Genomic DNA, 13,592 nt, shown 5'->3' with positions numbered 1-13,592 from the left:
TGAGACCCTGTCGATGAATGCCTTGAAGTCTATGCTCCGTTTGCGCTTGCTACCCTGCTTAATGTGTCTGGTATTGGTTACCTCGCATGCAGTGGCCCAGGTCATCCCTCAGCCCCAGACCATGATCCCTGCGGCACCTCAGCTTGCAGCAAGCTCGTGGATTCTGATGGATGCCAACAGTGGGCGAATTCTGGCACAGCACAATCCGGATGAACGCCTGCCTCCCGCCAGTCTCACCAAACTGATGACCGCCTACCTTGTGGAACACGAACTGGATCGTGGCACTATCAAGCTGGATGACATGGTCAATATCAGTGAGCGCGCCTGGCGCACCGGTGGTTCGAAGATGTTTATCGAAGTCGGTAATCAGGTCGCTATCCGCGATCTGTTGAATGGTATTGTCATCGTCTCGGGGAACGACGCCAGTGTGGCCATGGCCGAACACCTGGCCGGCGGTGAAGTGCCTTTTTCCGACTTGATGAACCAGCATGCCACTCGTTTGGACATGCATAACACCAATTTCGTCAATGCCACCGGTCTTCCGGGAGAAAATCATTACTCCACGGCACGTGATATGGCGCTTCTGTCCCAGCACATCATCAATGACTACCCTGAACACTACGCCATGTATTCCGAGCGTAACTACACTTATGGCGATATCAGTCAGCCTAACCGTAACCGGCTGTTGTGGCGTGACCCCAGTGTAGACGGCTTGAAAACCGGTTGGACCAGCGAGGCAGGTTACTGTCTGGTGGCTTCGGCCGAGCGCGAAGACATGCGCTTGATTTCCGTGGTGATGGGGACTAACTCCGACGAGGCGCGTGCCCAGGAAACCCAGAAGCTCTTGAGTTACGGCTTTCGTTATTACGAAACGCTCAAGTTGTATGATCGCGGTGCTGTATTGACTACTCCCCGGATATGGGGTGGCAGTGTGAATGAATTGCGTGTGGGCGTGGATGACGATGTTCACATGACCTTGCCACGTAATCGCAATGCCGAGCTGACTGCTCGCTTGAATCTGGATTCAGAGCTGAGTGCTCCGGTTAGCTTGGGCGATACCGTCGGTACACTGGAGGTCCGTCTAGGTGATGAGATAATTGGCGAGCGGTCATTGGTGGCTCTTGAGGGTGTTGAAGAAGGCGGCTTGTTCAAACGACTGTTGGATCAAGTCAGGCGCTTCTTCAGTGGGCTGCTAGGCCGCTTCTTCGATTAAGGCCATGACCAGCCTGTAAGGTAATAGAGAACAGGCCCGTGATTATTTCTCTTCAAGGAGCGTCTTTTATCATGAAAAAAGGGCTGCGAGACCTGCGCCAGCCAGTCACGGTAGCACCGGCGGAAAAACCTGAGATCGTTTTTCCCTGTGATTATCCTATCAAGGTGGTGGGAAATGCTGCCGATGACTTTGCTGCAACGGTATGTCAGATAGTCATTCAACATGCGCCTGAATTCGATGCCACCGAAATGCAGGTGGTGGATAGTCGAAACGGGCGTTTTCAATCGATACGCATCACGATTCGAGCTACCGGAGAAAAGCAGCTGAAACAGCTGTTTGTGGATTTGAAGGCCACTGGCCGTGTGCATATGGTGTTGTGATGACTGAGGACCTTGGCTCGGCTCCCATCAATGTGTACGTTTTGGGACGTCAGCCTTATTTTCCGGTATGGCAGGCCATGCGTGAACTGACCGATACGCGTGATGCGGCTACGCCGGATCAGTTTTGGCTGGTTGAGCATGAACCGGTGTTCACGCAAGGCCAAGCAGGTAAGTCGGAGCATCTATTGATGCCGGGAGATATCCCCGTGGTGCAGACCGATCGGGGAGGCCAGGTGACTTACCATGGGCCGGGGCAAGTGGTGCTTTACCCGTTATTGGATGTGCGTCGGGCGCGTATCGGTGTGAGAGCGCTGGTGTCAGCTCTGGAGAATGCAGTGATTGCGGTATTGGCAGAATATGGCGTTGTTGCACGCGCCCGGCCCGATGCGCCGGGGGTATATGTCCCGGGCAAGCATGGAGAAGAAGCCAAGATCGCTTCGCTAGGGCTGCGCATTCGCCGAGGCGCCAGCTTTCATGGCGTGGCCCTTAACGTGGATGGAGACCTTGAGCCCTTCATGCGGATCAATCCGTGTGGTTACGCAGGAATGACCATGACTCGTTTGGCTGACATGACTGACGAGCCATTGGGTATCAATAGGGTAGGTGAGCAGCTTGCACAGTGCCTGGCTGATGAACTGGAGCGTGGCATTCAAATTGAAAGAACACGCCCCTTATAGTGCCGGCCGGTCTAGTGCTCTAGCCGCTGTCTTTAGGCAACGTCTAGCCCACACTCTTGGTAGGAATCCGGTTGGGATCGGTTGCTTGCCCGGGAACTTCAACTGCCGATGCTAACCCCAGATTGTTTTTCTCGAATACCCGGTCGGCACGGTAGCTGGAACGTACCAGGGGGCCGGAGGGTACTTCCATAAAGCCCTTCTCAAGTCCCAGCAGACGAAAGCGTTCAAACTCTTCGGGGGTGACCCAGCGTTCGACCGCCAAATGATTCTTGGTGGGACGCAGGTACTGGCCGAGAGTGACGATATCTACGCCAATGTCACGCAGGTCATCGAATGTCTGAAGAATTTCCTCTTCGGTTTCGCCCAAACCCAGCATCAGGCTGGTCTTGGTGACAACGTCGGGGCGATGCCGTTTGGCGTGGGCGAGAACGTCGAGTGTCTTGCGATAACCGGCGCGTGGGTCTCGCACGCGACGCGTCAAGCGCTCGACGGTTTCAACGTTCTGGGCAAAGACTTCCAAGCCTGAATCCACTACCTGCTCAATGGCGCTAGGCTCACCATCGAAATCAGGCGTCAGCGCTTCCACCACTACGTGAGGAGTGAGTTTCTTGATGGCACGAATACAGTTGGAATAATGAGTGGCGCCACCATCATCGAGGTCATCACGGTCGACCGAGGTCAACACGATATAACGCAGCCCCATCAGCTCTACTGACTTGGCGGTATTTTCCGGTTCTTCAAGGTCTAGCCAGCCTTTAGGATTTCCGGTATCCACGGCGCAAAAGCGACAGGCCCGGGTACATACCGAGCCCATCAGCATGATGGTGGCAGTGCCATTGCTCCAGCATTCGCCCATGTTGGGACAATGTGATTCCGCACAAACGGTACTCAGGCGATGAGTGGCGACATTTTTCTTGACTGCCTCGAAACGTTCCCCTCCAGGAATCTGCGCACGCAACCATTTGGGTTTGCGTTCAAGGGCCGCAGGCTCGGGTGTCTTTTCATGCTCAGCCGACTTGCGCTGTTTCATGCCGTCCTTGATCACTGTCATGCCGTGTTCGTTGTGGAATTTTTCGCCACTTGGCACGCGTTGCGAAGTGCTGTTGCTCATAAAAGGTGAGCCTCTCTACTTGGCGGCTGACAAGGTTCAGGGGGCGAAACCGCACTTGGACGTGTATTCGACAAGAGCGTTGCGCAACCTCGAAAGCCTGCAGATTGATACGTACGAATAGCCTTTAATGTACCATAATCGCTACTTAAGTGGACACAAGCCCGCAGTAAAGCCACGGGTTTTCGCTGACAGGGCTCTATGACGAAAGCATGGGCAGGCAGGCGACGCCATGGCTGGGAAGGGGGCTTGAGGGGGCGCGAAAATGCGCTTGATAATCGCTGAGGTGCTCACGGACGAAGCGTAGAAACACCTCAGTAACCGGGGTGGGAAAACGTTCGCGGGAATACACCATGCACCAGGAGCGGCGAATCGGGAAATCCGGCAAGATCAGTTCGTAAAGTAACCCCTGTTCCAGCTCAAGCTGTACCGCCAGACGTGGCAATACCGCTACCCCGAGGTGCGCCATGACCCCTTGTTTTATGGCCTCGTTGGTTCCCAGTTCGATGCAATGAGAAAGTGTGACGTTCTGTGCGGCGGCGATCTGTTCGAAGGCATTGCGTACCCCCGAGCCCGGTTCGCGCATGAGCACGTAATGCCGGGCGAAATCAATCAAGCGAGGAGCCGGAGCATATAAAAGTGGATGCTCGGGCCAGACGACGGCGATCAATTCATTGTCCAGAATCGGCATGACCACCAGTTGGTCGTCTTCCGGTACCATGGCCATGATCACCAGATCGTCATGTTGATCCGCCAGTCTCTCCAGCGCTTGGCTACGATTGCATACTTTCAAACGCAGTTTGACGTCCGGATAGTGGGCGCGAAAGCGCGCAAGCAGATAGGGCACCACATACTGTGCCGATGAGACGGCGGCTAGATTGAGCTCACCGGTGATCTTGCCGCTCATGTCGGAAAGATTCATCTGAAGGCGCGACAACTGACCGAAAATTTCACGGGTGGAGCCGGCTAGGGTGTCAGCGGCCGGGAGTACATGCAGCGTCTTTCCCGCGTACTTGAACAGTGGCTGGCCAAGCGCCTGTTCCAGCTGGCGAACCTGGGCGCTGACGGCCGGTTGGCTTAACCCGAGTTGCTCGGCCGCACGCGAGTAGGAACGTTGACGATGGACGGCCTGAAACACCTGAAGCTGACGAAACGTCAGGCGATTTAGCAACTTGGGTGATGACATGAACGTCCTCGACCAGCAAAGCAGTACATATGAAACAGTGCGGATAGGCCTATATTGATAGGGTTGGACCAATAGACCAATACGTTAAACATAAGCTAAATGTTAACACTGAATGTCCGCAACTGCGCGCTTCACCGATGCTATATGCTAGGAGTGGGTAGCGTATTAAACTGAAAAAAGCGAAGGGAAAGCGTGAAAAAAATAACAGGGAAGGTGCATCGACGTCCTGTCCGCAGTATCCTACGCTATATTGCGTTGCAGCATAGTGCGCTTCGGGTCAGTCACCCCTTGCAGTGACCCAACGGGAGAATTTATGAACTTTCTTGCCAACCCCATGCTTAGTTCCGGGTTGTTTGAACAGAAAAAGGTGTTCACACCCGGCGCCGAGCTGACTGCCCTGTTCGACCCGTTCGGCTTCGGCCGGGCCGCCTTCGATTACTGGCGCGATAGCGTCGAACGCAGTGTGTTGTACCTGGATGTCATGCGGGAGCGTGGCAACCAATATCTGGAACACATGGAGCAGACCAAGCCTAGCGTACTGGGTTTTGACACGGAAGTCGTGATGGATGGCCACGCATTGCCGGCCCCGGTCAATTACGAGTTGATGCGTGTTCTACCTCCCGAAGGGGTCGAAACCGACCTGCAGATGCGCCCCTTTGTAGTGGTCGACCCGCGTGCCGGGCACGGCCCGGGCATTGGTGGTTTCAAACCCGACAGCGAGCTGGGCGTTGCCTTGCGTGCCGGGCACCCCTGCTACTTCATCGGCTTCTTGCCATTTCCAGTGCCGGGCCAGACGGTGGAAGATGTGGTTGAAGCGGAAGTCGCTTTTTTGCGCCGCGTAATCGAGCTGCATCCGGAAACTGCCGAAAAGCCCATGGTGGTCGGCAACTGTCAGGCCGGTTGGCAAATCATGATGGCGGCGGCGCTGGAACCGAGTGTATTCGGCCCGATTCTGATTGCCGGTGCGCCGTTGTCGTATTGGGCAGGTGAGCGCGGCAAGGCACCGATGCGTTATACCGGCGGACTCACCGGGGGCAGTTGGATAACCGCCATGACCTCCGACCTGGGTAATGGCCAGTTCGATGGTGCCTGGCTGGTCAAGAATTTCGAAGGCCTCAATCCGGCAAATACACACTGGAAAAAGCAATACAACCTGTTTTCCAGTATTGACACCGAAGCCAAGCGCTATCTGGAATTCGAACGCTGGTGGGGTGGTCACGTACTGCTTGGCGGCGAGGAAATTCAGTACATCGTCGATAATCTTTTCATAGGCAACCGTCTCTCGACAGCGCAATTGGTGACGCGCGACGGGCGTCGTATCGACTTGCGCAACTTGCGTTCCCCGGTGGTGGTATTCTGCTCACGCGGTGATGACATCACCCCGCCGCCGCAGGCTCTTGGCTGGATTCGTGACCTTTATGAAGGCGAAGAAGACCTCATCGCCAACGAGCAAACCATCGTCTATTGCGTCCACGATACTACCGGTCATTTGGGTATCTTTGTGTCGGGCAGTGTCTCGCGCAAGGAGCACTCCGAATTCACCGCTAATATGGACTATATCGACGTCATGCCGCCGGGGCTTTATGAGACCACGATAAGTCATGCCTCCGAACGTGATGATGCAGAACTTATGGAGCGTGAATACCTACTCGAATTCACTCAGCGTAATTTCGATGAACTGGATCGTGAGGTCAAGCACATACCAGAGGATGAACGTCGCTTTGCCACGGTCGCGCGTGTTTCTGAAATTAACCTGGGCCTTTATCGCAAGTTTTTGCAGCCCATCGTGCAAGCCGTCACCACCCCCGAAACAGCGCGCTGGAACCGTCGCATGCACCCGGTTCGATTAGGCTACAAAATGCTTTCCGATCGAAACCCCATGGCGGTGCCGCTGCCGATAATGGCCGAGCGTATACGCGAAGACCGGCATCCGGTGGGTGAAGACAACCTATTCAAGGCCATGGAATCCATCGTTTCCGATCAGATTACCGGGTCGCTGAATGCCTTCCGCGATTTTCGTGACAGCAGCGTCGAGAAGATGTTCCTGGCTATCTACGGCCAGCCATTATTACAAACCTTGGTCGGCCTGCATGACGCTGAAGGGACTGGCTGTCGCCGTCCTGGAGCAGAGCCGGAGCACCTTCGTTTCATCGAGCAGCGCCGAGAAGAGTTGTGTGCCAAGATTGCCACCGGCGGTGCTCATGAAGCTGTGATGCGGTCCGTGATTTATGTGCTGGGCGGTGCCCCGGCTACCGATGAACGTAATTTCAAGCGTCTGCGTGCTTCTCATGTTGAACTTGAGCCGGACAGTGATTTGGCCTCGTTCAAAAAATTGGTGCGTGAGCAGTTCTTTATTCTCAAACTGGACCGCGAGCAGGCATTGGAAACCTTGCCAGCGCTGCTGGAAGGCCAAAGCAATCAACAGATCGATGCGCATATCAAGCATCTTGAGCATGTATTTGCAGCCAGCGGTGAACTCTCGGAGCAAGGTGCCAAGCGCTTTGAGCAAATAAAGGCGTTTTTCGATCAGGCGCGACCCGAGCCGGAGCCGGAAAAACCTGCCCCGACCCCGCAAGCCAAGCAGGAGCCGGCAGTTAAGCAGGAGCCGGCAGTTAAGCAGGAGCCGGCAGTTAAGCAGGAGCCGGCAGCCAAGCAGGAACCGGCAGCCAAGCAGGAACCAGCAACTAAGCAGGAACCAGCAGCTAAGCAGGAACCAGCTAAGTCTGCGGCTGAAGCGAAGTCAGAGACGACGTCTCAGTCGCAAAAATCCGACGCCGATAAGCCGGCAACGCCGCCGAATTCCCCGGCGCGCAAGCGGACACCTCGCAAGCGTTAAACCTTGTTCAAGTGGCAATCAACGCCCCCACCCTTGGTGGGGGCGTTTTTTTCATGGGGTTGTCGCTGGCGGTGTGGCGGGCTAGTGTCTAGGCGAGTCACGCCGATAGTGCGACTGGCGCTTAGCGGTGGCGTGGGTTAGGGTAGTCGCATTTTTCACCCGCGAGGTCTGCGGCACAGAATTCAAGGCGCGGACTTTTGGTTGGCGCATCAGGAAAGTGGAGCACTATGGGCAAGTCACTGGTCATCGTCGAGTCGCCGGCCAAGGCCAAGACGATCAATAAATATCTCGGCAACGATTTCATCGTGAAGTCGAGCGTAGGTCATATCCGTGATCTGCCGACCAGCGGCTCGGGCAAGGCTGCCTCCGACCCCAAGGAGCGCGCTCGTCAAGCCGCGTTGACTCGCAAGATGTCCGCGGAAGATAAAGCGGAATACAAGAAGCACAAGGCTCACGACCAACTGATCCGGCGGATGGGGATTGACCCGGATAATGGCTGGGAGGCGCATTACGAGATACTCCCCGGCAAGGAAAAAGTTGTCGCGGAACTTCAAAAACTCGCAGCCAAGGCCGATGCGGTCTATCTCGCAACCGACTTGGATCGCGAAGGGGAAGCCATTGCCTGGCACTTGCGCGAAACCATTGGCGGGGACGATGCGCGCTACAAGCGCGTTGTGTTCAACGAGATTACCAAGAACGCCATCCAGGAAGCTTTTGAAGCCCCCGGAAGCCTCAATATCCCAAGGGTTGAAGCTCAGCAAGCTCGACGGTTCCTGGACCGTGTGGTGGGCTTCATGCTCTCGCCGCTGCTGTGGGCCAAGATCGCTCGGGGCCTTTCCGCCGGACGGGTGCAATCGGTGGCGGTACGCTTGATTGTCGAACGGGAACGTGAAATCCGCGCCTTTATTCCCGAAGAGTTCTGGGATGTTCATACAGACCTGACCACAAGCGAAGGCGAAATCGTGCGTTTTGCGCTGGTGCGGCAAGACGGCAAACCGTTCCGCCCGACCTCGGAAACCGAAACGCTGGAGCGCATTGACAGGCTCAGGCAAGCGAGCCTTGCGATTACCGCGCGGGAGGATAAGCCGACTCGCTCGAAACCCAACGCCCCCTTTATTACCTCCACCCTGCAGCAGGCGGCGAGTGCCCGATTGGGTTTCTCGGTCAAGAAGACCATGACCATGGCCCAGCGCTTGTATGAGGCGGGTTTCATTACCTACATGCGTACCGACTCGACCAACCTGTCCAAGGATGCCGTGGAAAGTGCGCGTGACTATATCCATGCGCAGTATGGGGAGCGTTACCTGCCGGAATCGCCGAATCGCTATTCCAGCAAGGAAGGCGCACAGGAAGCCCACGAGGCGATTCGCCCTTCGGATGTGACGCACAAGGCGACTGATCTCAGCGGTATGGAGCGCGATGCCGAGCGTCTATATGAGTTGATCTGGCGACAGTTTGTCGCTTGTCAGATGACCCCTGCGGAATATCTCTCAAGTAACCTGACCGTGGAAGTGGATGGCTACGAGCTAAAAGCCAAGGGACGCGTACTCAAGTTTGATGGTTATACGCGAGTGATGAAGCCCGGCGGCAAGAACGAAGATCAAGCATTGCCGGATCTTGCCGTGGGCACGCCGATGCGCCTTGAAACGCTTGAGCCTCAACAGCATTTCACCAAGCCCTCACCGCGTTATACCGAAGCTAGCCTGGTCAAGGAACTTGAAAAGCAGGGCATTGGCAGACCTTCCACCTATGCTTCGATCATTTCCACGATTCAGGACCGCGGCTATGTCAAGCTGGAAAGCCGCCGCTTCTATGCCGAAAAACTGGGTGATATCGTCACCGAGCGATTGAAGGAATCGTTCCCGGATCTGATGGATTATTCTTTCACAGCACGTATGGAAGATGGGCTTGATGAAGTCGCTGAAGGGCAGCGTAACTGGCAGGCGTTGCTGAATGCCTTCTATGCCGAGTTCCGTGAAGAACTGGCACAGGCGCAAAGCGAAGATGGCATGCGCCCCAATCAGCCGGTACCCACCGATATTGATTGTCCCAGCTGTGGACGCAAGATGCAGATTCGTACCGCCTCCACCGGCGTGTTTCTGGGTTGTAGTGGTTATAACCTGCCGCCCAAGGAGCGCTGCAAGACCACCATCGATCTGATCCCGGGAGAAGAAGCGGTGGCAGCGGATGCCGGAGAAGAAGCCGAGGCCGAAGCTCTGCGGGCCAAATGGCGTTGTCCAAAATGCGGCACCGCAATGGACAATTACTTGATCGACGAAACGCGTAAGCTGCATATCTGCGGTAATAGCCCGGATTGTGATGGCCATGCGGTCGAAGAGGGCAAGTTCAAGATCAAGGGCTATGAAGGCCCGGTGATCGAATGCGACAAGTGCGGCAGCGAAATGCAGCTAAAATCGGGACGTTTCGGCAAGTATTTTGGGTGTACCAATCCTGAATGCAAGAACACGCGCAAGTTACTGAAAAGTGGTGAAGTCGCTCCGCCCAAAATGGATCCGATTCCCATGCCGGAATTGGCTTGCCGGAAAGTCGAGGATCATTATGTGCTGCGTGACGGTGCCAGCGGCTTATTTCTGGCGGCAAGCAAGTTTCCCAAGAATCGCGAGACACGCCCGCCGTTGGTCAAGGAACTCAAGGCCCATGCTGACGAGCTTCCCGAGAAATACCATTTCCTGCTCAAGGCACCCAGTGAAGATCCCGAGGGACGACCCGCGCAAATTCGCTTCTCACGCAAGACCAAGTCGCAATACGTAATGACCGAAGAAGAAGGTAAAGCCACAGGTTGGAAGGCCATCTTTGAAAATGGCAAATGGGAAGTGGAGGACAAGCGAAAGTGACACCGAGTGGACGCACTAATCAATTGCTGTATCAGGCTGAATTGTTGCTGGCGATGCCCTCAGGCGAAGACGATCAGGCGTCGGTGCGGCGCATGGCTTTGCAAGAGGGCGCTCTGGCCCTCTCGGAGTTATGTTTGGAATCGTTTTTACGTGAGATAACCGAACATGCTCGCTTGCCCACTCATGCGTGGCGTGAACTGCTGGCGCCTCATGGCCCGGCAGTCGCCGAGCTTGGCCGGTTACGGGATCTTCTGGCGCAGCCTGAAAGCTGGTTGGCATGGTTAACCCAACGGCTTGAACAGCTCCATGCAGAGGAGGGTGCCGCACGGCGCCCTACCCAGAATCCCGGCATGATAGCGGTGGGTGGCAGCCATGATCTGGGTGATGCCTTAAGCGACTGCCTGGCACAGGCCAAACGTGAAATAGCCGCCTTGCGAGAAACCAGTCAGGAGTGGTGATACTTTTTTGAACCAACCCCGCGCAATCTCGGTTGCTTTAGCTTCGAGTCAAGCCGGCTCGGCCAGGGAAGGCCGCTATCGGCGGCGTAGCCGCCGCGATTGTTGTTCACCTTTCTCGGAGGTGGGGCGTTGCTGGTCGGTGATGTACTGCGTCACGATATCCAGCGGTGCGCCCCCGCAACTGACGACGCAGTAGGACGGTGACCAGAGCTGGCTGCCCCAGAGTTTGTCGGCGATGTCTTCCGCAAACGCCTTGCGTATCACGTAAGTACTCTTGCCTTTGAGCTTGCCGATAAAGTGAGACAGGGCTTTCTGCGGCGGGCAGATGACCAGCAGGTGGCGATGGTCGGCCTCGCCGTTAAACTCGATCAATTCGCCCTGCATTTGCTCACAGGTTTCGCGCAACACCGCGTCCAAACGGACCAGCATCGACTCGGTGAAGACATCACGCCGATATTTCGGGACAAAGACAAGGTGGTAGTGAAGTCGGTAAACGCATGACCTGCCAGTTCTCCAGGGGTACTCGTCACTCATAGTCTTGACTCATTAGGGGTATGGCGCCAGCCTGGAATCATTGTCCTGTTTATGCAACTAGGTCCCTTATGGCACAGCGCGGTTTTTCATTAAGCATTTCGGATTGCCTGTCTTCACGACAGGCGACCGCCTTTGCTCAATGGATAGGTGGCGCGAATGTGCTGCGTAATTGTAAGGTGCGTGAGTATCGTGACTTGCTGGCGCAAGGCCGAGGAACCGAGATCAACCAGGCGTACGCCCCGATCAAGCAAGCCCCTGACGTTGCCTTCCTGAAAGACATCCCCGTTCAAATCCTGCGTAACGCCGCCAGCTCGGCCTATGCCGATGCGGAAGCCGCCCGAAAAGGGATTTCCAGGTTTCCCAAGGTCAAAGGCCGAAACAAGAAACGTAGCGGTATTATCACCAAGGAGTTGTTTGATCTTCAGCCTGTCGCAAACGACAAGACTCAGGTGACGATCTATGACTCGGCAACCAGGAAGCGCACAAAGCTGTTTTCTATCACCGTGCCTTATTCGTCCGCGTCACTGAGCAAGCAGTTCATCATCAGCCGCCAGGGACGCAGCTTCACGTTCTCCGGCTCACTGGATGATGGTCAGACCTACCCTGACAACGAGGCGCTACTCAACGACGTTGCGTACCTCGATGACGACAAGCTGCCGGGTTATATCACCGGCCTGGACGGCGGTGTTGCCCGCCCCCTGCAGGCCTGCAATGGCACGATCTTCGACTACACCCCGGAAGAAAAGCGCCAGCTTCGGCGGCATAACGACCGGATCAAGCGGCTCCAGGCAGCCCTCAGTGGCAAGAAACGTCGCAACGGCAATAAGTCCAGGCGCTGCGAGTCGAACAATCAGCGTCATCTCGCCAACCAGATCGCCACCCTGCATGGCAAGATGCGTCGACTGCGCCGGAATTTCGCGCATCGCGTGTCGCGGAACGTCGTGGAAACGTCAGGCGAGATCATCTGTGTGGAAGACCTCAAACTCAAGGCGATGACCAGGCGGGCGAAGAAGAAAACCCAAGGCCGCCAGACTCTTAAAAATGGGGCAAGGGCCAAGTCCGGGCTTAACCGCAGCCTGAACAATGTCGGCCTGGGGCAGATATACACACTGATCAAATACAAGGCCAATGCCCGAAACAAGGCGTTTCTCAAGATCAATCCGGCGTACACCTCGAAGGAGTGTCATGCCTGTGGCAGCCGCAACACCGAGCGGCCCACTCAAGCCGGGTTTCATTGCCTGGCATGCGGCCTCAAGGCCAATGCGGACGAGAATGCCGCCCGCAATATCGCCAAGCGAGGCGTCAGAGACATCAAGAGCGGAGCGTTTGCTGCTAAGGCAAAACCGCGCAAGACCATTGCAAGACGAGGTAAGAAGCACCTGGAGAGTGATCTTCCCCTGGTGGGTGAACGGCCATCAGGTAAAAAATCAGAACGCCGAGAGGACGGTCTGGCCAGTTTGGCAGCCTCCCACGTCTCGATGGTCGAGACGTCTGGAATAAGCCCCGAGACTTCGGGCAGTCTTCATTTGTCTCACACTGAGGCAGCGACGCTTTCTACAACAAAGGTCGACCCGTCAGGGTAGACTGGAAACCTCCTTGCTTTAGCTGGAGGTGGTTCATTGCTTTTTTTAAATACCCTTTAACATTTCGCGCGGAATTCCACGTCCAAGCCACGCATTGGGCGTGGAGGGATAGCGCGCCGTCCGTCAGGACGGCCTGGTCTGGTTCTGGATGTAGCGCTTGATGATCTCCGTGTTCGCACCATCGCCCACGCTGAGCATGCAGTACGACCTGGACCAGAAGCGCTCGCCCCAGAGCTGTGTCTTGAGGGTTTCCCAATGGTCTTTCCTGATCCGCCGGCTCGTCACGGTCTTGATGCTGTTGACCAGCTTGGCCGGCATGACGGAGGGGTGAAGTTCCAGCAGGATATGGACATGATCCGTTTCACCCGAAAATTCCAGCACACCCACGTCGGACATCTCGCAAACGCGGCGGATGTGTATTTCCAGGTCCTCCATGATCGCCGATGTAATCACCTCTCGCCGATAAGCGGTCACTAACACTAAATGGCACTTTAGATTAAAAACACAATGTGGGTGTGATCTTAACGTAGTCTTTGACATTGACACTAATCTCCTTTGCCACTAATGTTAGTTCAATCGTCACAGGGGAGCAACCCATGCCTGTCCGTCGCGTCGAACGCATCATGATCCGCCCTGGTCATGCCAACTACCTGGCCTGCCATCGGTATTGTTCGGCCGCGAGAAAAGTGGCTAACGCCACGCTCTATCACATGCGTCAGGCGCTGTTCGCCGAGGCACCGATCAGTGCCAGCCAGGCCGACA

The 13,592-nt window shown here is 55.8% G+C and carries 11 protein-coding genes; 7 read left to right on the top strand and 4 right to left on the bottom strand.

The window, feature by feature from the left end; genetic code table 11:
* The first annotated feature begins 13 nt into the window (after positions 1–13).
* The 3 genes from DU506_RS13985 to lipB all read left to right on the top strand — a co-directional run bounded on the left by DU506_RS13985 (position 14) and on the right by lipB (position 2,270).
* Complete coding sequence (locus DU506_RS13985; RefSeq protein ID WP_114487523.1) at positions 14–1,213, top strand: D-alanyl-D-alanine carboxypeptidase family protein; 1,200 nt, start codon at positions 14–16, stop codon at positions 1,211–1,213.
* Between the two features lie 71 nt (positions 1,214–1,284).
* Entirely contained in the window at positions 1,285–1,593 is a 309-nt protein-coding gene (locus DU506_RS13980; protein ID WP_114487522.1) for an HP0495 family protein, read from the top strand.
* A complete protein-coding gene (lipB, locus tag DU506_RS13975) occupies positions 1,593–2,270 on the top strand; it encodes a lipoyl(octanoyl) transferase LipB (protein ID WP_114487521.1) in 678 nt (225 codons plus the stop codon). The genes DU506_RS13980 and lipB overlap by 1 nt, the downstream gene beginning before the upstream one ends.
* Before the next feature lie 43 nt (positions 2,271–2,313).
* Here the strand turns inward: lipB and lipA are convergent, their stop codons facing one another.
* Complete coding sequence (lipA, locus tag DU506_RS13970; protein ID WP_114487520.1) at positions 2,314–3,381, bottom strand: lipoyl synthase; 1,068 nt, start codon at positions 3,379–3,381, stop codon at positions 2,314–2,316.
* A gap of 196 nt (positions 3,382–3,577) precedes the next feature.
* The gene (locus DU506_RS13965) at positions 3,578–4,564 is read right to left on the bottom strand and encodes a LysR substrate-binding domain-containing protein (protein WP_114487519.1); all 987 of its coding nucleotides are present in this window, start codon (positions 4,562–4,564) and stop codon (positions 3,578–3,580) included.
* A gap of 313 nt (positions 4,565–4,877) precedes the next feature.
* Here DU506_RS13965 and DU506_RS13960 point away from each other — a divergent pair, with 313 nt between their 5' ends.
* From DU506_RS13960 to DU506_RS13950, 3 genes are all read left to right on the top strand, one after another.
* On the top strand, positions 4,878–7,400 hold the full coding sequence (locus DU506_RS13960; RefSeq protein ID WP_114487518.1) for a DUF3141 domain-containing protein: 2,523 nt from the start codon (positions 4,878–4,880) through the stop codon (positions 7,398–7,400).
* 227 nt (positions 7,401–7,627) lie between these two features.
* The gene (topA, locus tag DU506_RS13955; RefSeq protein ID WP_114487517.1) at positions 7,628–10,255 is read left to right on the top strand and encodes a type I DNA topoisomerase; all 2,628 of its coding nucleotides are present in this window, start codon (positions 7,628–7,630) and stop codon (positions 10,253–10,255) included.
* A complete protein-coding gene (locus DU506_RS13950; protein WP_181870772.1) occupies positions 10,252–10,713 on the top strand; it encodes a DUF6586 family protein in 462 nt (153 codons plus the stop codon). Before topA ends, DU506_RS13950 begins: the two co-directional genes overlap by 4 nt.
* Before the next feature lie 75 nt (positions 10,714–10,788).
* Here DU506_RS13950 and tnpA (DU506_RS13945) read toward each other — a convergent pair whose 3' ends face one another.
* Positions 10,789–11,247 carry an IS200/IS605 family transposase gene (gene tnpA, locus DU506_RS13945; RefSeq protein ID WP_114487515.1) on the bottom strand — a complete coding sequence of 153 codons (459 nt, stop codon included), beginning with the start codon at positions 11,245–11,247 and terminating at the stop codon, positions 10,789–10,791.
* 20 nt (positions 11,248–11,267) lie between these two features.
* On the opposite strand from tnpA (DU506_RS13945), the gene DU506_RS13940 reads away from it, so the two are divergent.
* Positions 11,268–12,830 (top strand): RNA-guided endonuclease InsQ/TnpB family protein, encoded by a 1,563-nt coding sequence (locus DU506_RS13940; protein ID WP_114487514.1) that lies wholly within the window; start codon positions 11,268–11,270, stop codon positions 12,828–12,830.
* Positions 12,831–12,953: 123 nt separating this feature from the next.
* Here the strand turns inward: DU506_RS13940 and tnpA (DU506_RS13935) are convergent, their stop codons facing one another.
* Positions 12,954–13,370 (bottom strand): IS200/IS605 family transposase, encoded by a 417-nt coding sequence (gene tnpA / locus DU506_RS13935; protein ID WP_114487513.1) that lies wholly within the window; start codon positions 13,368–13,370, stop codon positions 12,954–12,956.
* Between the last annotated feature and the right edge of the window lie 222 nt (positions 13,371–13,592).

This window comes from Vreelandella rituensis, from assembly GCF_003336665.1.
Taxonomy (GTDB): Bacteria; Pseudomonadota; Gammaproteobacteria; order Pseudomonadales; family Halomonadaceae; genus Vreelandella; species Vreelandella rituensis.
This window is presented reverse-complemented; position numbering and strand designations above follow the sequence as displayed.

Bases quoted from the DNA above. Each gene is read 5' to 3' on its own strand.
- DU506_RS13985 (WP_114487523.1), top strand. From the start codon at position 14: ATGAATGCCTTGAAGTCTATGCTCCGTTTGCGCTTGCTACCCTGCTTA.
- DU506_RS13980 (WP_114487522.1), top strand. From the start codon at position 1,285: ATGAAAAAAGGGCTGCGAGACCTGCGCCAGCCAGTCACGGTAGCACCG.
- lipB (WP_114487521.1), top strand. From the start codon at position 1,593: ATGACTGAGGACCTTGGCTCGGCTCCCATCAATGTGTACGTTTTGGGA.
- lipA (WP_114487520.1), bottom strand. From the start codon at position 3,381: ATGAGCAACAGCACTTCGCAACGCGTGCCAAGTGGCGAAAAATTCCAC.
- DU506_RS13965 (WP_114487519.1), bottom strand. From the start codon at position 4,564: ATGTCATCACCCAAGTTGCTAAATCGCCTGACGTTTCGTCAGCTTCAG.
- DU506_RS13960 (WP_114487518.1), top strand. From the start codon at position 4,878: ATGAACTTTCTTGCCAACCCCATGCTTAGTTCCGGGTTGTTTGAACAG.
- topA (WP_114487517.1), top strand. From the start codon at position 7,628: ATGGGCAAGTCACTGGTCATCGTCGAGTCGCCGGCCAAGGCCAAGACG.
- tnpA (WP_114487515.1), bottom strand. From the start codon at position 11,247: ATGAGTGACGAGTACCCCTGGAGAACTGGCAGGTCATGCGTTTACCGA.
- DU506_RS13940 (WP_114487514.1), top strand. From the start codon at position 11,268: ATGGCGCCAGCCTGGAATCATTGTCCTGTTTATGCAACTAGGTCCCTT.
- tnpA (WP_114487513.1), bottom strand. From the start codon at position 13,370: ATGTCAAAGACTACGTTAAGATCACACCCACATTGTGTTTTTAATCTA.